This is a genomic window from Pseudarthrobacter sulfonivorans (genome assembly GCF_001484605.1).
In the GTDB taxonomy this organism is placed as follows: Bacteria; Actinomycetota; Actinomycetes; order Actinomycetales; family Micrococcaceae; genus Arthrobacter; species Arthrobacter sulfonivorans_A.
Map to the genome: position 1 here is coordinate 3503765 of NZ_CP013747.1, position 21480 is coordinate 3525244.

General features: G+C 66.0%; 18 protein-coding genes and 1 pseudogene. 13 read left to right on the forward strand and 6 right to left on the reverse strand.

Going from position 1 to position 21480, the window contains the following annotated elements:
* The first annotated feature begins 86 nt into the window (after positions 1 to 86).
* From AU252_RS15830 to AU252_RS15845, 4 genes are read left to right on the forward strand one after another with little or no spacing between them, the layout of a single operon-like run.
* Positions 87 to 416, forward strand: a complete 330-nt coding sequence (locus AU252_RS15830; RefSeq protein WP_058931552.1) for a PadR family transcriptional regulator — start codon at positions 87 to 89, stop codon at positions 414 to 416.
* Position 417: 1 nt separating this feature from the next.
* The gene (locus AU252_RS15835; RefSeq protein WP_058931553.1) at positions 418 to 783 is read left to right on the forward strand and encodes a DUF1048 domain-containing protein; all 366 of its coding nucleotides are present in this window, start codon (positions 418 to 420) and stop codon (positions 781 to 783) included.
* The gene (locus AU252_RS15840) at positions 780 to 1574 is read left to right on the forward strand and encodes an ABC transporter ATP-binding protein (protein WP_058931554.1); all 795 of its coding nucleotides are present in this window, start codon (positions 780 to 782) and stop codon (positions 1572 to 1574) included. The genes AU252_RS15835 and AU252_RS15840 overlap by 4 nt, the downstream gene beginning before the upstream one ends.
* Positions 1571 to 2335 carry an ABC transporter permease gene (locus AU252_RS15845; RefSeq protein WP_058931555.1) on the forward strand — a complete coding sequence of 255 codons (765 nt, stop codon included), beginning with the start codon at positions 1571 to 1573 and terminating at the stop codon, positions 2333 to 2335. Before AU252_RS15840 ends, AU252_RS15845 begins: the two co-directional genes overlap by 4 nt.
* A 51-nt stretch (positions 2336 to 2386) precedes the next feature.
* On the opposite strand, the gene AU252_RS15850 is transcribed toward AU252_RS15845, so the two are convergent.
* Positions 2387 to 3295: a phosphatase PAP2 family protein gene (locus AU252_RS15850; RefSeq protein WP_058931556.1), complete on the reverse strand. Its 909-nt coding sequence runs from the start codon at positions 3293 to 3295 to the stop codon at positions 2387 to 2389.
* Between the two features lie 191 nt (positions 3296 to 3486).
* Here AU252_RS15850 and AU252_RS15855 point away from each other — a divergent pair, with 191 nt between their 5' ends.
* From AU252_RS15855 to AU252_RS15885, 7 genes are all read left to right on the forward strand, one after another.
* Positions 3487 to 4908 (forward strand): extracellular solute-binding protein, encoded by a 1422-nt coding sequence (locus AU252_RS15855; RefSeq protein WP_058931557.1) that lies wholly within the window; start codon positions 3487 to 3489, stop codon positions 4906 to 4908.
* Positions 4905 to 5870, forward strand: a complete 966-nt coding sequence (locus AU252_RS15860) for a carbohydrate ABC transporter permease (protein ID WP_058931558.1) — start codon at positions 4905 to 4907, stop codon at positions 5868 to 5870. The genes AU252_RS15855 and AU252_RS15860 overlap by 4 nt, the downstream gene beginning before the upstream one ends.
* 8 nt (positions 5871 to 5878) lie before the next feature.
* Positions 5879 to 6760 carry a carbohydrate ABC transporter permease gene (locus tag AU252_RS15865; RefSeq protein WP_058931559.1) on the forward strand — a complete coding sequence of 294 codons (882 nt, stop codon included), beginning with the start codon at positions 5879 to 5881 and terminating at the stop codon, positions 6758 to 6760.
* Positions 6761 to 6786: 26 nt separating this feature from the next.
* The gene (locus AU252_RS15870; protein ID WP_058931560.1) at positions 6787 to 8289 is read left to right on the forward strand and encodes a glycoside hydrolase family 32 protein; all 1503 of its coding nucleotides are present in this window, start codon (positions 6787 to 6789) and stop codon (positions 8287 to 8289) included.
* Between the two features lie 362 nt (positions 8290 to 8651).
* Positions 8652 to 9155: a molybdopterin-dependent oxidoreductase gene (locus tag AU252_RS15875; RefSeq protein WP_430929449.1), complete on the forward strand. Its 504-nt coding sequence runs from the start codon at positions 8652 to 8654 to the stop codon at positions 9153 to 9155.
* Positions 9156 to 9165: 10 nt separating this feature from the next.
* Positions 9166 to 9903, forward strand: coding sequence for an FAD-binding oxidoreductase (locus tag AU252_RS15880; protein ID WP_058931562.1), 738 nt, complete (start codon positions 9166 to 9168; stop codon positions 9901 to 9903).
* Positions 9900 to 10247, forward strand: a complete 348-nt coding sequence (locus AU252_RS15885; RefSeq protein WP_240484204.1) for a DUF6510 family protein — start codon at positions 9900 to 9902, stop codon at positions 10245 to 10247. The genes AU252_RS15880 and AU252_RS15885 overlap by 4 nt, the downstream gene beginning before the upstream one ends.
* Positions 10248 to 10536: 289 nt before the next feature.
* Here the strand turns inward: AU252_RS15885 and AU252_RS15890 are convergent, their stop codons facing one another.
* The 4 genes and pseudogenes from AU252_RS15890 to AU252_RS15905 form a co-directional block, all read right to left on the reverse strand.
* Positions 10537 to 11628: a LacI family DNA-binding transcriptional regulator gene (locus AU252_RS15890; protein ID WP_058931563.1), complete on the reverse strand. Its 1092-nt coding sequence runs from the start codon at positions 11626 to 11628 to the stop codon at positions 10537 to 10539.
* Between the two features lie 36 nt (positions 11629 to 11664).
* A pseudogene (locus AU252_RS15895) lies at positions 11665 to 12847 on the reverse strand (MFS transporter).
* A gap of 73 nt (positions 12848 to 12920) precedes the next feature.
* Positions 12921 to 13427 carry an SRPBCC family protein gene (locus tag AU252_RS15900; protein ID WP_058931564.1) on the reverse strand — a complete coding sequence of 169 codons (507 nt, stop codon included), beginning with the start codon at positions 13425 to 13427 and terminating at the stop codon, positions 12921 to 12923.
* 14 nt (positions 13428 to 13441) lie between these two features.
* Entirely contained in the window at positions 13442 to 13774 is a 333-nt protein-coding gene (locus AU252_RS15905) for an ArsR/SmtB family transcription factor (RefSeq protein ID WP_058931565.1), read from the reverse strand.
* Between the two features lie 189 nt (positions 13775 to 13963).
* Here AU252_RS15905 and AU252_RS15910 point away from each other — a divergent pair, with 189 nt between their 5' ends.
* Positions 13964 to 14377, forward strand: coding sequence for an Hpt domain-containing protein (locus tag AU252_RS15910; RefSeq protein WP_058931566.1), 414 nt, complete (start codon positions 13964 to 13966; stop codon positions 14375 to 14377).
* Between the two features lie 125 nt (positions 14378 to 14502).
* Here AU252_RS15910 and AU252_RS15915 read toward each other — a convergent pair whose 3' ends face one another.
* On the reverse strand, positions 14503 to 15729 hold the full coding sequence (locus AU252_RS15915; protein ID WP_167349840.1) for a BTAD domain-containing putative transcriptional regulator: 1227 nt from the start codon (positions 15727 to 15729) through the stop codon (positions 14503 to 14505).
* A gap of 214 nt (positions 15730 to 15943) precedes the next feature.
* On the opposite strand from AU252_RS15915, the gene AU252_RS15920 reads away from it, so the two are divergent.
* Positions 15944 to 21262, forward strand: coding sequence for a peroxidase family protein (locus AU252_RS15920; RefSeq protein WP_240484205.1), 5319 nt, complete (start codon positions 15944 to 15946; stop codon positions 21260 to 21262).
* The last annotated feature ends 218 nt before the right edge of the window (positions 21263 to 21480 follow it).

Sequence of the window (21480 nt, forward strand, 5' to 3'; positions counted from 1 at the left end):
GCCATACATAAGGGGCTTGCGCTTCCACTACTTAGCGCTACTATGTACTAGTAGCTAGTAACACTGAGTAGTGGAGGAGGTGTCCGATGGGCAAACAGATGACGGAGATGCTCAAAGGAACACTGGAGGGCATCGTTCTTGCCCTCCTGACCGGGAACCCGGCGTACGGGTACGAAATCACCACGCTGCTCCGGGCGCAGGGGTTCCCCGACATCGCTGAGGGCACCGTGTACGCGCTGCTCGTCAGGATCGAGCAGAAGGGCCTGGTGGACGTCGAGAAGCGGCCGTCCGAGAAGGGCCCGCCCCGCAAGGTGTACACGCTCAACGCTCAGGGCACGAAGGAACTGGACGAATTCTGGAACACATGGAGCTTCCTGTCCGAACGGCTTGAAGAGCTCCGCAAGGGAGGAAAGTGATATGGCAGCGAAATGGATCGAGCTGGTGACCGGCTCGCTCGAGCAGAAGAAGCAGTACAAGCAGGCCAAGGCGCGGCTGGATGACCTGCCTGAGCCCTACCTCACCGTGGCGAAGGCCTTCAACCGGTACTTCATGTACTACGGCGGGGTCACCGAGGGGGACACGATGGTGCAGATGTTCTCGGACCTCGCGGACCTGTGGGAACGCGCCGCCATCGACGGCACGCCTGTGGGCGAGATCGTGGGCGAAGATCCCATCGAATTCGCCGAGAGCTTCGCTCAGGCATACGGCGGAAAGCGGTGGATCGACAAGGAACGGGCCCGTCTCAACGAGGCGGTCGACAAGGCGAAGGGGATGGAGTCATGACCAGGACCGGCGAACCCGCAATCCGTGTGCAGAACATGGAGAAGTCCTACAAGGATCTGCACGTCCTGCGCGGTGTGGACTTCGAGGTGGCGGCTGGCAGCATCTTCGCGCTCCTCGGCTCGAACGGGGCGGGGAAGACCACTCTCGTGCGCATCCTCTCGACACTGCTGAAGGCCGACGCGGGAACAGCGACGGTGCACGGCTTCGACGTCGCCGCTAACCCCGGCGATGTGCGCGAGTCGATCAGCCTGACCGGGCAGTTCGCCGCCGTTGACGAAGTGCTCACGGGCCGGGAGAACCTCGTGCTGGTCGCGAAGCTCCGGCACCTGAAGAACCCGGGGGCGATCGCGGACGAGTTGCTCGGGCGCTTCTCGCTCACCGAGGCCAGCGGCCGCAAGGCAGCCGAATACTCGGGCGGCATGCGCCGCCGGCTCGACATCGCGATGAGCCTGATCGGCGAGCCGAAGGTGATCTTCCTCGACGAGCCGACCACCGGGCTCGACCCGCAGGCGCGCATCGACGTGTGGCAGACCGTCAAGGATCTCGCCCAGAACGGCACGACAGTGCTGCTCACCACCCAATACCTCGACGAGGCCGAGCATCTCGCCGACCGCATCGCGATCCTGCACAAGGGCACGATCATCCAGAACGGCACGCTCGACGAGCTCAAGCGGCTGTTGCCGCCGGCCGAGATCGAGTACGTCGAGAAGCAGCCCTCACTCGAAGACGTCTTCCTGGCGCTCGTCGGTGAGACGGCTGAAGAACAAGAAGAGAAGGAGGCATCCCGATGAGCACCCACGTCCTCAGCGATACCGGCGTCCTCACCGGCCGCTCGCTGCGCCACATCCTGCGCAGCCCGGACACGATCATCACCACCGCGGTCACGCCGATCGCGCTGATGCTGCTGTTCGTGTATGTGCTTGGCGGCGCGATCAATACCGGATCCGACGAGTCGTACGTCAACTACATGCTCCCCGGCATCCTGCTGATCACGATTGCCTCCGGCATCGCCTACACCGCCTACCGCCTGTTCCTCGACATGCAGGGCGGCATCTTCGAGCGCTTCCAGTCCATGCCGATCGCGCGGTCGAGCGTGCTCTGGGCGCACGTGCTCACCTCACTGGTGGCCAACCTCGTCTCGGTCGCGGTCGTCGTCGGCGTGGCCCTCCTCATGGGGTTCCGCACCGGAGCATCCGTGGGCGCATGGCTTGCAATCGCCGGCATCCTGGTCCTGTTCACGCTCGCCCTGACCTGGCTGGCCGTGATCGCGGGGCTCTCCGCGAAGACCGTCGACGGCGCCAGCGCGTTCAGCTACCCGCTGATCTTCCTGCCGTTCATCAGCTCGGCGTTCGTTCCGACGGCGACAATGCCGGGCCCGGTGGCCTGGTTCGCTGAGAACCAGCCGGTGACCTCGATCGTGAACTCTATCCGCGCGCTGTTCGCGCAGCAGCCGGTTGGGAGCGATATCTGGATCGCACTGGCCTGGTGCGTCGGCATCCTCGTTATCGCCTACGTGTTCGCCATGGCCGCCTACCGGCGCAAGATCACCTAAGGCGCGTCAGGCAAGCTCCCGTCCGGTAGCCGACGACGGCGGCTGGTGCGCTCAGCGCGTTGGTGCGTCCCGCCGTCGTGCGGCATATGCGAACAGCGACGTGGTGGCCACGGTGGCCAGGTACCCGGCGATCACGATGAGCGAGATCCCGGCCCAGAAGTAGTTGGTGGTGCTGTCATCCTGGAGCGGCCCCGGGGCGATCTTGGCCAGCGAATACACGGCCACCCCCGCGGAAGCCAGCCCGATCACCACCGGCAGCGTGAGCCAGATCTTTGCCGAGCCCACGTGCCTGTCGAAGCCGTCCCACACGTTCCACGCCGCGCCGTTCCGGATGATCAGCCACCCGGCGGGGATCATAAACGCGCCCACCAGGAGGAAGGCTGCGACGACGTCGGCCGGGCGGTGCCACTGGTTGATCAGGGTGGAGACTCCCGAGGCGATGGCGAAGGTGCCGCCCACAAAACCGGCCAGCGGACGCCACCGCGGCGAGGCCATCAGGAACACCGCCGCCGCAGCCGACGCCGCCAGCGTGGTATGCCCGGACGGCAGCGAGTTCAGCTCCAGCGTCACCACACCCCTGTCCGGGCGGGCGGGCAGCACTTCCTTCAGGACCTGCGTGGCGATATTCGCACCGATGCACGCGGTGACTGCGATCCCGGCGGCCGACCACCGCCGTCGGATCACCGTGACAAACAGAACCACGACGGCGGCCACCACCAGCGAGATGGTGGGCAGCCAGTCCAGGAACTCGGTGGCTGCCTTGCCCGCGGGCCCGTGGATGTCCACGGCTTCAACCAGCGCGGATTCATCGATGAACTGGCCCGTGGTGGTCTGGACGAAGTAGTAGTACGTGGCGATCAGACCGACGACGCAGGCGAGCCAGGCGAACGCGAACATAAAGCCGGAGCCCGGGGAGGGTCGGGCCGGGGTCCGCGGTGGTGCCTGGCGTGGAATGGTCATCGGTTAAGGGTGTCACAGAAAACTGGGAGGACTCGCACGGTTGACTCGTGGCCCGGGCTGACCGGATTGCGTAACTTCTGGGCGGGCGCCGAGGGCTGGCCAGCGACGACGCCAGCAACCCGAATGTGACACTTGACACGTGTTAGGTCGGCGCCATAAGCTACCTCACACGTGTTAGGAAGGAAATTGACATGACCGGTGCCACAACTGGCCGCCTGCGTGAATTCTCGCGCCGGACCGCCCTGGGTGCCTTGGGAGTAGGAATTGTGGGAGCAACGGTGGCGTCGTGGCCCCGGCTCTCCGGAACCGATATTCCCGGGCGGGGCGACAACAGCCTCAGCATTGCCATCATGGGTACAGCCGCCGATGCCGCCGCGCGCCAGCGCGCCATCGACGCGTTCACCCGCCTCCACCCGGACATCCGGGTCAAGGTCCAGGCCATCCAGGCCGTGGACTGGAAAGACTTCTTCACCAAGATCCTCACCATGGTGGCCGCCGGCACACCGCCCGACGTCGTCTACGTTGCCACCGAGGGCGCGCAGCTCTTCGCGGACAAGCTGGCCCACCCGCTGGACGAATACCTGCGCCGCGACGCCGCGGACATGGCCGAGTTCTTCGACGACGTCCACCCCAGCCTGGTGGAGGCCTTTATGTACAAGGGCAGCCTCTTCCAGCTCCCCATGGACTGGAACGCCGCCAACATGTACTACAACACCACCGCCTTCGCACAGGCAGGTTTGGAGCGCCCGGCGGACGACTGGACGCACGTGGACTTCCGCAACAGCCTCGCCGCGATGCGCAAGGCCCGGCCGTCGGACTTCACCCCGTATTACTGGACCAACCGGCTCTTCGGCGGCGTGGTGCCCTGGCTCTACGCCAACGACACCAGCTTCCTGAAGGAAACCCGGTCCACCGGCGGGGACTGGCTCTGGGACTCCTTCTACGCCAACGATCCCTCCCGCAACCTGCGCTCCGGCGGGTACCAGTGGCTGGAACCCAACGCCGATGACCCGCGCGTCTTCGAGACTTTCGACTACCTCCGCGGCCTGGTCAAGGACGGCCTCGGCGTCCGGCCCGAAGAAGGCGGCGGCAGTTCCCTGGTGGGGCTCTTCGCCTCCAACCGGATCGGCACCACCCCGGCCGGCGGCTACTGGGTCCAGGGCCTGCACGAGGCCGGCATGAAGGAAAACGACTACGACGTCGCGTTCTTCCCCAAGTGGCGGAGCCAGCGGCACCAGTTCGGCACGGCCGGCTACGCCATCATGAAAACCGCCAAGGACAAGGACGCCGCCTGGGAATGGATCAAGTTCAGTGCCAGCCGTGAAGCCATGGAGCTGATCTTCCCCAACCCGGTGACCACCCCGGCGCGCCGCTCCATGGTCAACGAGGCGCTGTACTCGGGCAAAGGCCCGGCGCACTGGAAGGTCTTCTACGACACGCTGGACAAGTACCCCACCACCGGCCCCATCCCGGCGCCGCCCCAGCAGGCCGCCGTCGAAACGGCCCTGATGAAGAACGTCTCGCTGGCCGTCAGCGGCGATGAGCGCCAGCTCAAGCAGGCCCTCGAGTCCATGCAGCGCGATCTTGAACTGGCCCTCAGGAGGCAGTCATGAGCACCACCATCCCTCGCCTGGAGCGGCCGAAGCAGCCTGCCAAGGCCGTCAAGCCCGGAACACCCGCCACTTCCCAGACCGCGTCCGGCCGGCAGAGCCAGCGCTGGCTTGCCTGGATCTTCCTCGCCCCCACCATCCTGGGCATGGGCCTGTTCACCCTGGTGCCCATCGCGGCATCGGTGGTCCTGGCGTTCTTCCGCTGGGACATCATCTCCGCCCCGACATTCGTGGGCTTCGACAACTTCGCCGAAGTGGTCCAGGACCCCACGGTCCGGGTGTCCTTCCTGAACACCATTGCGTTTGTGATTGTGGCGGTGGCCCTCCAGCTCGGCCTGGCCCTAGCGCTCGCCGTGATGGTGCAGGAGAAGATGCCGGCCTGGCTGCGGACCTTCTTCCGCTCAGCGTTCTTCTTCCCGCTGATCCTCTCCGCCGCCTCGGTGTCGATCTTTATGCGGTACCTCTTCAACGAGCAGTTCGGCGTGGTCAACTGGTTCCTGTCCCTCGCCGGCATCCCCGCGGTGCCGTGGCTGACCACCCCCGGCGGGTCCGCCGCCGTCGTCATCCTGGTTTATGTCTGGCAGAACTTCGGGTTCTCCTTCCTGCTGTTCATCGGCGGGCTGGCGTCGATCCCCGTGGAAACCTACGAGGCCGCCGCGCTGGACGGCGCCACCGGCTGGCGCAAACACGTCTACGTCACCCTGCCGCTGCTCAGCCCCACCACCCTGCTGGCGTCCGTGATGGCCATCATCAGCGCGCTCCAGGTGTTCGACCAGCCGTACGTCCTGACCCGCGGCGGGCCCGGGGACTCCACCCGCACCGCCGTGATGGTGATCTTCGAATCCGCGTTCCAGCGCCTCGAATTCGGTGAGGCCTCGGCCATCGGCGTGATCCTGACCCTGATCATCATGGCCATCACCGCCGCGCAGTTCCGGCTCAGCAAACGATTCGTCTTCTACCAGTAAGGCCAGCCATGACTACCACTACAGAGCGTGTCTCCACCCGCACCCCTGCCGTGCCTGCCCGGTCCCGGCGGAAGCCGAACTGGAACCTGGTCCTCCGCATTGTCCTGCTGCTGATCGCGGCCGTCCTGACCCTGGGCCCGGTGATGTGGACCCTGTCCACCTCGCTGCGGTCGCCGTCGGAATCGTTCAAGCTGCCGCCGTCGTTCTTCCCCTGGAACCCGGACTTCACGTCCTACGCGCAGGTCTTCCGGCAGTTGGACATTGTCCTCCTGGTGCTGAACAGCGCCCTGGTCACCGGGGTCATCGCCGTCGGGCAGATGGTGACCGCCGCGATGGCCGGCTACGCCTTTGCCAACCTGAAGTTCCGCGGCCGCGGCGCCCTGTTCTCCATCGTGCTGGCCACCATGATGGTGCCGGTGCAGGTGACCATCGTGCCCGTGTTTATGCTGATCCGCGGCATGGGACTTTCGGACACCTTGCTGGCACTGATCCTGCCGGCCATCCCGACGGCGTTCGGCACCTTCCTGATGCGGCAGTACTTCATGGGGCTGCCCACCGACCTAGCGGAAGCGGCGTCGATCGACGGCGCCTCACCCTGGCGGACCTTCCGTTCGGTGTACGCCCCGCTGGCTGTTCCGGGGATGGCGATCGTGGGCATCCTCGCCTTCAATTTCCACTGGAACGAGTTTTTCCGTCCGCTCATCATGACCATCTCGGAACAGAACTTCACCCTGCCGCTGGGCCTCGTCTCCCTGCAGGGCAACCTGGGCACGGGCAGCATCTCCGTGGTGCTGGCCGGCGTGGTCCTGTCCATGATCCCCGCCCTGGTGGTCTTCTTCTTCGGCCAGCGCGCGCTGCAGGACGGCCTCACCGCCGGCAGCGGCAAATAGCCCACACCTCTGAAAGGCTTACTTCCATGTCATCCCCGGACCTCGCCGCCGCCGACTTCGCCCGCCTGGCCGCCGCGCACCCCGACGCCGCGTTCCCGCACTTCCACCCCCGCCCCGCCCAGGGCTGGATCAATGACCCGAACGGCGTCAGCCACGTCAACGGCCGCTACCACGTCTTCTTCCAGTACAACCCTGCGTCCGCCCGGCACCACAAGATCGCGTGGGGCCACCTCAGCTCCGCGGACCTGGTCCGCTGGGAGGAACACCCGGTGGCTTTGAGGCCGCAGGACGGCGGGCCGGACGAGTACGGCTGCTGGACCGGTGTGGTGACGGACGACGGCGGCGTCCCCACCGCCGCGTACTCCGGTGTCCGGGGCGACGGCGGCCACTCCCAGGTGGTCATCTCCCGCGGTTCGACGGACCTTGTTTCCTGGATCCAGGATGGGCACGTCGCGGCGTCCATGCCGGCCGATCCCATGGTCACGGCCGTCCGCGACCCCTTCATCTTCCGCTTCAACGGCAAGCGCTACGCCATGCAGGGCGCCGGTCTGGCCTCCGGCCACGCGGCGCTCCTGCTCTACACCGTGGAGGACCTGGCTGACTGGAAGTACCAGGGCATCTGGCTCACGTCCGAGAACCCGGTTGCTGCTACCCGGACGCCGGCCGAGATCTGGGAGTGCCCGCAGCTGGTGCGGGTGCCGGCCGTTTCCTCCGCTGAATCCCTGTCCGGGGACGACGCTTCTTCCGGCGACGCGTGGGTCATGATGTTCTCCCTGTGGCTCTCAGGCGACGACCACGAGCACGCCAACGGCGTAGGCCACCTCATCGGCTCCCTGGCCGAGGACCCCGCCACCGGGCTGCCGGTATTCTCCCCGGAGACCGGCGGCAAGTCCGACCTGGGCCGCGACTTCTACGCGCCGCAGATCATGCAGCTGCAGGACGGTGCCGGCGCCGGTACTCCCGGTGTTCCTGCTTCTTCCTCTGCTCTTGCCGCTCTCGCGGAACCCAAGGCGCTGCTGTGGGGCTGGGCCAATGAAGGACCGGGGCGGGACGGCCGCCGCGGCCGCAGCCAGGCCGAGATCGACGCCGCGGGTTGGGCCGGAGTGCTCACCCATCCGCGCCTGCTGTCCGTGGTGGACGGTGCCCTGGCCGTGGCACCCGCGCCGGAGGTGGATGCCTACCGTGGCGCGCAGCTGGCTGCGCAGGCTGCCGGGAGCGTTGAGCTGCCGGCGTATGCCGAAGCTGTGGTGACCGCCCGCTCCGGTGGGCCGGCGGCGCTGGCCGCGGACGCCGTCGTCGAACTTTCCCTGGTGGCCGATGGTTCGCAGGAGGCTGGGCAAGTGGTGTTCAGCGGGACGCTGGCTGCGGGGGAGGAGCTGCGTGTGTTTGTGGACGCGTCGCTGGTGGAGGTGTACCGGAGCGGTTCGGTGGCCACCACGCTGCGCGCCTATCCCGCGCCCGGCGAGCGGTGGGTGCTGCGGCTTCCCGAGGGCGCGGCCGCGGACGTCTGGCAGCTGGCACAGCCCTAGTACGGCGGGCTCGCAAGGACTCAACCAAGCGCGAACGGACACTTGAGGCCCCACTAGCCGGGGGCCTCAAGTGTCCGTTCGCACGCACCGGCAATCGCTGGCTGCGAGCCGTTTCCGAGGACGTGTTTCGTCACCCTGATTTGATGGCGGGGTGGGCGCAGCCGGTTGACGGGTCTGAGAGTGTTTGTAGGTCTGGTCTCTGTGCTGCTGTTGGCCTATCGTTGGGGCACGGATTACATTCGACCGGCGGGGCTCCGCATCGGAGGTACAAGTTGGGAATCATCTCGTCTGGTTTTCATGGAAAACGGCGCACCGGAAATCCAGCGTTACCACCGGGTCAATACGAGACGGAAAGCTTTCCCGTGCTGACGGCGGGTCCTGCACCGTACATCGCTCGGGCGGACTGGGAATTCTTCATTACAACCGAGACGGGGCAGCGTCGCGCCTGGTCCTGGGATGAGTTCATGGCGCTGCCTCAGGTGGATATCCGGACCGACATTCACTGTGTGACCAGCTGGTCCAAGCTGGGCACATCGTGGCGCGGGGTGTCCCTGGACACCCTGTTCGACGACATGGAAACAACGTCCGAGTTCACCACCACCCACTCCTACGGCGGTTATACGACCAACGTGCCGCTGCGGGACCTGCTGGACGGCCAGGCGTGGGTGGCCTGGGAATTCGGCGGTGAGCCGCTGGAACGCGCCCACGGCGGACCTGCCCGCCTGCTGGTACCCCATCTGTACTTTTGGAAGAGCGCGAAGTGGGTCAATGGCATCGAGCTGACGCCGCACGATGTTCCGGGTTTCTGGGAATCCAACGGCTACCACATCTACGGCGACCCCTGGCGCGAGGAGCGTTACTCATGAGGCACGCCCAATGAGTAGCCTGTGGCGGGTCGCCGACGTCGTCAGCGCCGATCCCGAAACGGATTCGTCCAGGACCATCGGGCTGCGCGTGGACGGCCTGAACGGCAACCTTGCCGGCCAGCACATCGATATCCGACTCACGGCCGACGACGGCTACACGGCAGTACGGTCCTACTCCGTGGCCACAGCCGGCATGGACGAAATATTGGAGATCACGGTCGATGAACTGGCCAACGGGGAGGTCTCCCCCTATCTGGTCAGAGACCTGATAGTCGGAGACCGGTTGGAGATCCGGGGTCCCGTCGGCGGCTGGTTCGTCTGGCGTCCGACTAACCCGAACCCGGTTCAGCTGATCGCCGGAGGATCCGGCATCGTCCCGCTCATGGCAATGATCCGCGCCCACGAGGCGTCCGAGAATCCTTCACAGTTCCGGCTGCTGTACTCACTTAAGTCGCCGGAGTCGGGGTTCTATCGGGAGGAGCTGCTCACCTTGAGCCGGGAATCCCCCAGGCTCGCGGTCGACTATGTCTACACACGCAAAGTGCCGGAGGGCTGGCCCAGCGCCCCGAAGCGACTCTCCGCCGAAACCCTGCTGGCAAACATCCTGCCGGTGCACGATTCTCCAGACATCTTCATCTGTGGTCAGACGATGTTTGTCGAAACGATCACAGAGTGGCTGGTGCAGGCGGGCTATCCGGCCGCCTCGATCAAAACCGAACGCTTCGGCGGAACGGGAGGAATCCGGTGACTGCCAAGAACGGCTCCGCTTCGCCTGGCGCTGAGGATCCGCGCTTCGAGGACCGGGACATCGCCGGAACCACGGACAATCCCATACCTCATCTTGACGGGAACGCGGCGGCAGGACCGCTGTGGGAACTGTTCCGCATTGACATCATCGCAGCGATCGGTCGATGCAAGAACTGTGGCGCTGTCAGGGTCTTCGGGGAAGCCGCAGTGTATTCCGACGCCCCGGGAGTCGTCGTACGCTGCAGTTCCTGCGGGGGTGTACTCCTGCGTCTTGTCGAGACTCCCACCAAATTCTGGCTCGACGTCAGCGGACTCAGCTACCTGGAGATCGACCGGGAGGGCTAGCGCGTACGCCTTGGAGGCTTCCCGAGAGTCGTCCTGATGTCGCGTCCGGATCAAGAATCCGGCTCGTCTCCACGCTCGGTTCCCTCCCATCAAGGAACCGCCACACCTTTCGACTTCGTTGCAGGCTGCAGCCCAGCCAGTACTCGGCTGCAATCTATCCGCCCAACGAAATCGACGGTCAGAGATAAGCCATCGGCTAGCGGGCAGCAGGGGCGACATTTATCTGTGCGAAGACGCCGCTATTTATCGCTGCGATTCACACTGTTCGTCTGGCTGGGTCGGTGCGGGGTCAGGCCTGGCCGGCGGGGACCGGGCCGGTTGACTCGCGCACCACGAGCCGGCACGGGACCATCGTCTGGGCGGGCCGTCCGTGCTCAGCGGGGACGCCGCCGTCGCCGTAATCCTCGTTATCCTCCGGCTCCTCCGACAGTTCCCGGAGGAGCCCGGTCATGGCGGCGGCGCCCATCTCCCGCAGCGGCAGGGCCATGGTGGTGAGCGCCGGGACCATGGTGGATGCGATGCGGAATTCGTCGTCGTACCCCATGATCGAGAGGTCCTGCGGGATGGCCAGGCCCAGCCGGTTGGCCGCGAGCACCACGCCGATGGCCAGGCGGTCGTTCGCGCACACGATCGCGGTGGGCCGGTCCGGCGCAGCCACGCCGTCCAGGAGCTTCATGGCGCCATGGAACCCGGCATCGATGTCCCAGCCCGCTTCAAGGATCCGGCCTGGCCGCACCGGCAACCCGGCGGCCTCAAAGGCATCCCGATGGCCCTGGATCCGGCGCGGCGCGGCGGGTGTGACGCCGTCACCGGCAAGGACCGCGATGTCCCGGTGGCCAAGCTCAAGGAGGTGCATTGCCGCCTCCCGGCCGCCGCGGACCTCATCCGGAATGACGGCGGGAACGCCTGCCTCGGGTCGGTCATCGAAGCAGTTGGCCAGCACCGACGGCACGCGCAGCATGTTGAGCGGGACGTGCAGGGGGCGCAGGCCCACGGTGACATACATCAGCCCGTCCACCTGGCGGTCCAGCAGCGTGGCTACCGCACTTTCGTCACGGGTCTCGTCCAGCTCCGTATCCATCACCACGGTGACAAAACCCTGGGACCGGGCCACGGCGTCAGCGCCGGCGATGATATTGCCGTCGAACGGGCTGGTGACCACCTGGTCCGAGACGATCCCGATGATCCGCGACCGGCGGTTCCGCAGGCTCACGGCGATGGCGTTGGGCGTGTAGTTCAGCGTGGCCGCCGCTTCACGGATCCGGACCTGGCTCTCCTTGGCCACATTCCCGTCGCCGCGCCCGTTCAGGACCAGCGACACCGCGCTGCGGGAAACTCCGGCGAGCTTGGCGACGTCCAGCGCTGTAGCTTTGCGGTTCATACTGGGTTTCCTCCCGCGTGCGGTATTTCCTGCAGTCTACCTAACGCGTGTGAGGTGCGCTTCAGTCAGGCGCGGCAGGCTGGCCGCCGCGACCAGCAGTGCCAGGGCCCCGAGGCCAAAGGGCAGGGCGGTGAGGGTGGCGATGCCTCCCACCAGCAGCGGCCCGCCGGCGTCGCCGAGTTCCCGGCCGAGTTCCGCCGAACCCATGGTCCGGCCCATCCGCTCCGGCGGCGTGGTGTCGGCCAGATGCGCGAAGCCGAGCGGCGTGGCCAGGCCGACGCCCGCGCCAATGGCTGCCGCGGCAATGAACAGCGTGACCGGACCCGGGGTGAGGGCGATGAGTGCGACGCCCGCGGCGGTAAGGAGGAGTCCCGCCGTCGTCCCTTTGTTATCGCTGATGCGGTGCGCGTCCCGCAGCCTGCCGATCCAGGGCTGCGTGAGCACCGACGTGATGGCCAGGACACTGACCGCGGCCGTGCCGGCAACCGGGCCAAGGCCGTGCCGCGTGGCGAGGGCGGGAATGAATCCGATCGCCGCGCCGAGCGCCCCGGTCGAGGCCGCCAGCACCAGCGTCGGCACCAGGAAACGCCGCTCGGTGACCTGGCGGGCGAGATCGAGCACGGTGTAACGCTGCCGGGGGAGCGGTGGCAGGTGCGGAACGGACACCAGCACCCACACGGCCGTGGCCGCCGCCAGCACCGACAGGGCCCCGAACAGCAGGGCAAACCCGCCCGCGAGAATCAGCCCGGCCCCCAGCAGTGGACCGATGACGTACCCCCAGGCTCTTCCACGAACCGTACCGGCCGAAGTAGGTCCCGGCCTTCTTGCCTCCCGCCAGCCGCGCAACCATCGCGGACGACGCCGGCGAGAACGCCGAAGCCGCTGCGCCCTGCCCCAGCCGCGCGAGTCCAAGCATCAGCGGATTCGCCGCCCAGAGACCGATCAGCGACAGCACCGCGAAGGCCAGGAGGCCGCCGACGATGACGGGCTTGGTTCCGATCCGGTCGCTCAGGGCGCCGAAGACCTGCTTGAGGAAGACCTCGGAAACGTCATAGAGGGCCAGCAGGATGCCCAGGTTGAGCAGCGTCAGGCCGATGTTCTCGCTCTGTGCGCCCATTCCGGCGGCGATGCTGTGGGCACCGAACGCGGTAACGAAGCCGGCCGCGTACAGGGGGACGGTGGACGCCCGGGCGTTGACCACCTGTGCCGGGGCGCTCACGCGTGAACTTCGAGACAGGGCGCCTGCTTTAGGGAAATCACACCGCAAAGCGTAGCAACAGCCCAGGCGAGCCTCAGGCCAGGGACGCCGCCAGCTCCTCGATGATCTCGAACTGCTCGCGCACGCCGCCTTCCATGCCGGACTGCGCAATCGTGTCCCGGACTTCCTTGCTCCCCGCATCGGTGCGGATCCGCACGGTGGTGGCGCCGCCGTCGGCCCTGTCAAAGGTGACCGTATTAAGCACGGCGCCCTCCTCGCTGTCCGGCGCGGTGCCCGGCATCTCCATGACTTCCGTGTGGACAATCCGCTCGTTGGGCACAATCTCGCGGTACGTGCCGTGGAAGGCCACCTGGAATTCGCCGTGCGCCACCATGACGTACCGCCACGCGCCGCCGACGCGGAAGTCCATCGCCGCCACAGTCATCTCACCGCGCCGGCCCGGCCACCATTTCCTGACGAGTTCCGGCGTGGTCCAGGCCCGGTAAACGAGGTGCGGGGGTGCGTTGAGGGTCCGCGTGATCAGGATTTCCGTGTCGCTGGGGAACGTCACATCCATGGTGCTGCTGCTTGCCTGTGCCATTGTCCTGCTCCTTTTCAGTGCTCTTCTTTGAGATCCTCCAGCACGTCCTCGAGCAGATCGAAGCGCTCCTCCCAGAGGTGCTGGTAGCTGGCCACCCAGTCGTGGATGGGCTTGAGGGCTTGCGGATTGAGCCGGTAGAGCCGCTGCCGGCCTTCGTCACGCACGACGACGGCGCCCACCTCGCGCAGCACCCGCAAGTGCCGTGACACGTGCGGCTGCGCCAGGCCCAAAAGGGTCACCAGCTCGTTGACCGGGCGCTCGCCTTGAGTGAGGGCGTCCAGGATTTCCCGACGGCGGGGCTCAGCCACCGCATTGAACGTATCTGCCGTTGTTGCTGCCCGTGCCATACCGCAATTGTATACCCATATGGATATGCATTGGAAGGGACGGGCAGCGCATCTGCCACGCAGTGCCGATGAGCTGAAAAGTCGAGTACCTACTACTGATGCTTTCGGCATCCCCGGCCGCATAGCGTCGTATGGGGGACCTGCGAGACGTCTATCGGTACACCGCTTCTGGGGGCAGGAAGGACAGCAATGGCGCCGGACGAGGGCAATGCCCTTCCCCTCCTGGATCCGGATGTCCTGGACAGACTGCGGACAGAGCTCGAGGACGATGACGGCGTGTGGATAGTCTTCGTGCAGAACTTCATCGAACACCTGCCCCACAGGACTGAAAAGCTGCGTCTGACCCTGACCACCGGCGACCTGGCCGGTGCGATGGACGCGGTCCTCAGCCTCAAGACCTCCAGCCAGATGGTGGGCGCGGAGCGCCTGGCCGGACTTGCCATGGAGCTGGAACGGGCCCTGCGCCACGAGGGCATCGACAATGAGCCCGCCCGGGTCCTGCCCCGGCTGGCAGCGGACCGCCTGCGCCAGATCATTCGCTGCGCCCGGCAGACCAGGTATCTGCTGCAGAGATATCTTCATTCCAAGCCGGGCGGGAAGTGACACCGCTGCGTTCGACTGACGGGCCAATCGGCGCTGGTAGCGACATCAAGCGACAACTGGACTGATTCGCAACTCCATGGCCGCCGTGGTGGACGGCCATGGAGCTTTTATGCCGGACTGGTCAATCAGCGTCCCTGGACATCACTGGTCTTTCGCCGGACGGCGTTCAACAACATGGCCAGTGAGCCGTCCTGAGGCAGCAACGCGTAGATGCCCGCAGCGGCTGCCTGCCGTTGCACCCCCGGAGTCGGAGCCAGCATCACGATGCGGGTGCGGGGCGCAGCAGCACGGATGCTGAGCGCGGCAGCCATGCCGTCGTCGTCGCGCAGGAGGTTGTCAACGATGACGACGTCGGGCGCCAGCTCCCGGACCAGGTCAACGCCCGATTGCGCCGAGTCAGCAGTTCCCACACTGAGCATGTCCGGTTCCCGGTCCAGGGCGACGGCAAGCAGCTCGCTGAACGTCCGGTGACGGTTGATGGTCATGACGCGAATCTTTTGTGAGTCGGGGGTGGACGCTGACACGGGCATGGCGGTGTTGGCCGTGGACTCAAGAAGCCTGGCGTAAATGGACCTCAAGACGGGACCAGGCGCACAGCCCATTTCCCGGTCCATGGTCCGCCTGCACTGTTCGTAGGCACGCAAGGCCTCCGTGGGCTGGCCACCTTGCTCCAGGCCGAGGACAAGAGCCGTCCAGGCCTGCTCGCTGAGGGGGTCATCCGAGACGGCCTCCCTGGCCCAGGCAGCGGCCAGCCGGGTTCTTCCCACGGCCAGGGCAGACTCCGCCGCCAGAATCCGGGCATGGAAGACGCGGGCCGCATGGCGGGTTCGCTCGCCCTCGGCCCAGGATGGCAACAGTTCATCGCCCAGTAGTGGAGCCGAAGCCAGGCCAAGAGCCTCCTGGAGCAGCACAATCGCGCGCCGCGGCACTGCGGATTCGGCCCTGCGCACCAGGGTCTCGAAGCGGTCCAGATCCAGGTCCACCAGCGACCTGTCCAGCATGTAGCCGCCGGATACCGTCCGCAGAGGGCCGTCCTTGCCCATCCCGGGCTGCAGATGACGCCGCAGCACACTGACATAACTTTCCAGGGTGGGGAGCGCCTCCGGCGGGGCCTGCCCGGCCCAGAGGATGTCGATTAGGCGGTCCTTGGAAACGGGTGCGCCAAGGTTCAACAAAAGGAGTTCGAGGATTTGCCGGGGCTTGGGGCCGCCCAGCTCCCCGTATCCGAGGACTGCATCCCCGCGCTGGATCCGGAGGGGACCGATGATTCTCGCATCGAGCCGGCGGGGACCCGGCCCGCTGAGTACGCGTGGCATCGCGCGGCTTGATATTGCCAGATCTACTGAAATCATTCGTGAACCTGCCATTCGGCTGCGACTTTTGCTCAAGTGTGTCTGTATTGCTGGCCGGGTACACGAGTAGTTACTACTCGTTTGGGGTTGGTAGCCGCTACTTGTTTGTCCGGCGAATGGATGTGGAGTCCGGTGTCATTGCCGCCAACAAGGTTGTTGCAAGGTGCCCGGTTCAGGATGACATCATTCCATCCCTCCTAACGGCAGGCATGTCATGAGACCTCTTAGTTGGATGCCCTTGGGCCTGGCCGACGGCAAGGCGCCGGCGTCCCCAGGCATTGAACACAGCGCGTTCCCCTCCAGACAGGGCCGGCACGCCGCCGACCGCTCTATAAGAGTCCGGCCTGCACGGGTCCGGATGATCGCAGCCATCGCGGCACTGGTCATGCCTGTCGGCATGGGATTGCCCATCGTTGCAGCCAACGCCGTCACGGCTCCGGTTGGCCAGGGGTTCACCGTGACTCCCGCCGACCTGGCGTTCATCCTGAAGCAGATCAAGATCGCCGAGGCGCACGCTGCAACGCTGTCGCCGGAGCACCCGTGTGACACCATGATCGGCACCGGTCCCGATCAGATCGCGAGCCCGCTCGTTTCCCAGGGGCTGCGGACGATCGACGGGTCATGCAACAACCTTGTGCCCGGCCAGGAGACGTTCGGCGCAGCCGACCAGACGTTCCCACGCCTGACCACGCCGGTATTCAAGAGTGCCGAGGAATCACCTCCCGCGTTCGGCCCTTCCCAGCCGACCTCGTACGCGCAGAAGCAGGGCTCCGTTTTCGACTCCGAGCCCCGCGTAATCAGCAACCTGATCGTGGACCAGACCTCAACCAACCCGGCCGCGGTGGCAGCGGCCGGTAACCCGGTCAGGTCGCAGGGCAACGATGGCATCGTCCCGTGCACGACGGATCCAGATCCCTCGGCCACGCCGCCGGTCGTCGAAGATCCTGCGGGCTGCGTGCCGTCGCACCAGACCCTTTTCATCCCGAACGTGACCACGGACGTCGGCCTCTCGCCGCCCTACAATTCGATGTTCACCCTGTTCGGTCAGTTCTTCGATCATGGCGTGGACCAGACCGTCAAGGGCGGAGGCACGGTGTTTGTGCCGCTGAAGGACGACGATCCACTGATCGCGGGCCCGGACCACATCCTGGGCAACGGGGACGACCTGCCGCCGCACCTGCAGTTCATGGTGCTGACCCGGGGTAAGAACCAGCCCGGTCCGGACGGCACCACAGGCGACAACCCCGCGACTCCTGCCGACGAAAGTGCTGACGATATCCAGAATGCGACCAACACGGACTCGCCCTGGGTTGACCAGAGCCAGACCTACACCTCGCACTCGTCGCACCAGGTATTCGTGCGCGAGTACGTCAACAACGCCGACGGCAAGCCGGTCTCAACGGGCAAGCTCCTCGGCGGTCCGGCTGGTCCAACGGCGGGCGGCATGGCTACCTGGGCCACGACCAAGTCCCAGGCGGAGACCTTGCTGGGTCTCAAGCTCGAAGACAAGGACGCCACGAACATCCCGATGATCGCCGCGGACCCGTACGGCAAGTTCCTCCCCGGCCCCCTCCGCGGACTGCCGCAGTACGTGACGGGTGCGGGCCTGATCGAGGGTGACAAAGCCAACCCCGTGCCGGTTCCGGCGGATGTGAAGTACTTCGACACGCCGTTCCTGACCGACATCGCGCACAACGCGGACCCGAGCCCTCAGGACACGGACCACAACCCGGGCACGGCCCCGGTCGCGCCGGCCCCGGATGCTGACAACGTGGCATCTGCCGATTTCGCCAGCCAGCCGCTTGGTACGTACGACGACGAGATGCTCAACGCGCACTTCGTCGCCGGCGATGGGCGGGTCAACGAGAATATCGGACTGACCGCCATCCACCAGATCTTCCACTCGGAACACGACCGGCTCGTCGGCGACATCAAGAACGTGCTGACCACCGATACTTCCGCGAGCGGCACGGCGGCCCTGGCCGAATGGCAGGCGGCCGCCGGCGCCAACGGCTGGAACGGCGAGCGACTCTTCCAGGCGGCACGGTTCATCACCGAAATGGAGTACCAGCACCTGGTCTTCGAGGAGTTCGCCCGCAAGATTCAACCTGCGATCAACCCCTTCGAGCCGTTTGCGTTCACTCAGACGGAGCTCAACCCCGCGGTCAAGGCTGAATTCGCCCACGCCGTGTACCGCTTCGGCCACTCCATGCTGACCGAGACAATCTCCCGCAGGAACGAGGACAGCCCCGGTCCCGACAACCAGTTCGGCACCTCTGACGACATCTTGGGGAGTCAGAACGACATCTCCTTGCTCAAGGGGTTCCTCAACCCGCCGGAGTACACCAATGGCGGCGCTGCCGGTTCGCTCACCTCCGAGGAGGCTGCGGGCAGCATCATCATGGGTATGTCGGACCAGGCCGGTAACGAGCTCGATGAGTTCGTGACGGACACGCTCCGCAACAACCTGCTGGGTCTGCCTCTGGACCTACCGACGATCAACATGACACGGGCCCGCTCCGAAGGAATTCCGCGGTTGAACGTCCTTCGCCGGGACCTGTTCAGCGCAACGAATGACGGCCAGCTGAAGCCCTACATCAACTGGATCGACTTCGGAGAGAACCTCAAGCACCCGGAGTCGCTCGTCAACTTCGTCGCGGCCTACGGCCAGCACCCGTCCATCACCGGCGCTACGACGCTGGCGGGCAAACGGGAGGCTGCACGGCTGATCGTCAGGCCCAACACCGGGGACGTTGCTCCTACTGATGCTGCTGCGTTCATGAACAGCACGGACGCCTGGGCGAACAACGGCACCCAGTCGATCACGGGTCTGGACAACGTGGACCTCTGGGTCGGCGGTCTCGCGGAGCAGACCGTTGTGTTCGGTGGCCTGCTTGGAAGCACGTTCAACTACGTCTTCGAGAACCAGCTGACGGACCTGCAGAACGGCGACCGCCTGTACTACCTGGCGCGCACGCCGGGCATGAACCTGCGCAGTGCGCTGGAGGGCAACTCCTTCGCCGAACTGATGATGCGCAACACGAACGTGAGCAGCCTGAAGGCCGATTCGTTCGCCACGGCGGACTGCAAGTTTGAACTGAAGAAGCTGGCAGGCACCACCGCCGGCTTTGCAGCCTCCGGCAACACCGTAGCGAATGACCCGGACTCAGACTGCGATGAGGCCGCCCTGCTGATCCGCATGCCCGACGGTACGATCAAGTACCGCGCGAGGAACACCGTCGACCCCTCCGGGATCAACGGACAGAGCGTCTACAACGGCACTGCCGGCGTGGACCGCATCTTCGGTGGAAACGACAGCGACACCTTCTGGGGTGGTGCCAGCAACGACATCATCGAAGGTGGTGACGGAGCCGACGTCGCACTCGGTGGCGAAGGCGAGGACATCATCACCGACCTCGCCGGCGACGACGTGCACAAGGGCGGTCCCGGAAACGACGCGATCGACGCCGGCCCGGGCCTGGACATCATTATGGGTGGAGACGGCAAGGACTTCACGAACGGTGGAGCCAATGCCAACGAGACCTTCGGTGGAATCGGTGACGACTTCATCATGCTTGGTCAAGGCATCGATGCCGCGTTCGGTGACAGCGGCGACGACTGGGAAGAGGGCGGGGACCAACCTGACCTCATGATCGGGGACAGCAGCAACCTGTTCTTCCTGGACGACTCCCAGAAGCCAGGACACGACATCCTGATCGGCCAGGGCGGCGACGACGACTACGACATGGAAGGCGGCGACGACGTCGGCCTCGCAGGACCCGGCGTCGAGAAGGTCGCCGGAGCCTCGGGATACGACTGGGAGATCGGTCTTCAGGATCCACAGGCACAGGATGCCGACCTGAACCTCCCGATCCCGCCGCTGGACATCCTGCAGGTGGGAGTCCGGGACAAGTTCAACGAGGTGGAGGCACTCTCAGGCGCGAACCTCGATGACATCCTGCGGGGCGACGACGTGGTTCCCAGCGCCGTCGGCGGCGCCGGATTCATCGGATGCGACGTGCTGGACCAGGCGGGCCTTGACCGCATCGCGGGCCTTGACCCGCTGGTACCGGCGCTCAGCACTCCGGCGAACACCGTCATCGGGGCGTCGGCATCCAGGGACTGCCCGCTGCTGGTCCCCGGCAGCAACGTCTGGGGCGATGGCAACATCCTCCTCGGCGGCGGTGGCAGCGACCTGATCGAGGGACGCGGCGCCGATGACATCATCGACGGCGACAGGTACCTCAGCGTCCGGCTCAGCGTCCGCACGGACGCGAACAACCCGCTCAGCGAGGTTGGCAGCGCCGCCGGCATGACCACGCAGTACCTGCGGGACGGAAACGGTAACCTCACCGGTGCCACCCTCCAGGAAGCCGTGTTCGCGGGAACCGTGAACCCGGGCAACATCGTGGCAGTCCGCGAGATCCTGGCGGGCACCGGCGGTACTGACACCGCGGTCTTCTCCGGACCGCTGTCGAACTACACCGTCGTTTCCACCCCCGCAACGGCGACCGAGCTGGCCAAGGTGACGGTCACCCAGACCGGTGCCAACGTGGTTGGCCAGAAGGTCAGCGACGGGATCGACACGCTGCGGAACATCGAGCGGCTGCAGTTCACCGATCAGGTGGTCACAGTGCAGGTGCCTGATGCGCCGGCCATCGGCTCGGCGACCGCAGGCAACAGTTCCGCAACGGTGACATTTACGGCCCCGGCGCCCAACGGATCCTCGGCGATCACAGGCTTCGAAGTGGTCGTGAACACCGGCGGCGCGGCAGTCCAGACGGTCACCGGCATTGCGGCCTCAGCCACCAGTGCCACGGTCACCGGACTGACCAACGGCACCTCGTACACCCTCCAGGTGCGTGCGGTGAACCAGTTCGGCGCAGGGCCGCTGTCCGCGGAATCCAACGCGATCACGCCAGCGGCCTCGGTACCCGGCACGCCGACCGGAGTCACGGCGACAGCGGGTGTCGCCTCGGCAACCGTGACGTGGACGGCACCGGCCAATGACGGAGGGTCCCCGATCACGGGGTCCCAGATCGAAGTCCGCACGGGAACCACGGTGGTCACCACCGTCTCCTTCGCCGACGCGGCCACCAGCCAGGTGGTCACGGGCCTGGCAAACGGGACCGCGTACACGTTCGTGGTCCGGGCGGTGAACGCGGCCGGAACCAGCCTGGGTTCGGCACCGTCGAGTGCGGTGACCACACCGAATACGGCCGGCGCTCCGGTGATTGGACGGGCACGGCAAGGAGCCAACCGTGGACCGGTGACGGCCAGCATCGACTGGACGCCGCCGGCGGCGACGGGAGGTTCACCGATAACCGGTTACAAGGTGACGGCCCTGCGGATGAGTTCAGCCGCAGCCAACGCTACGGTGATCTCACGGACGGACTCCGCCGTTCTGCCGGCTACGGCGAGGTCCCTGGAGATGACCCTTACCAACAACAACTACCGGTTCGTTGTAGTGGCCATCACCGCAGTAGGGACCAGCCCGGAGTCCGCCCGCTCGAACAGCGTGGTGGCACGATAGGGAAGGCACAGCGCAGCTAGCACCTGCAGCTGGCAAGTGAAGGGGGTGGCCCCGCGGCCACCCCCTTTGCTGTGCGTGCGGAGCTGCCTGTGGGGGCACACCACCACTGTGCCGAGCTCCCTCTGCTGCGCCGCCCCCCCCTGTGCCGGCACACCCCTGCCTGCAGTTCCCTCGGTGGGGGAGGTAACGGGGGGGGCATCTTTATCCAGGCATGGAAG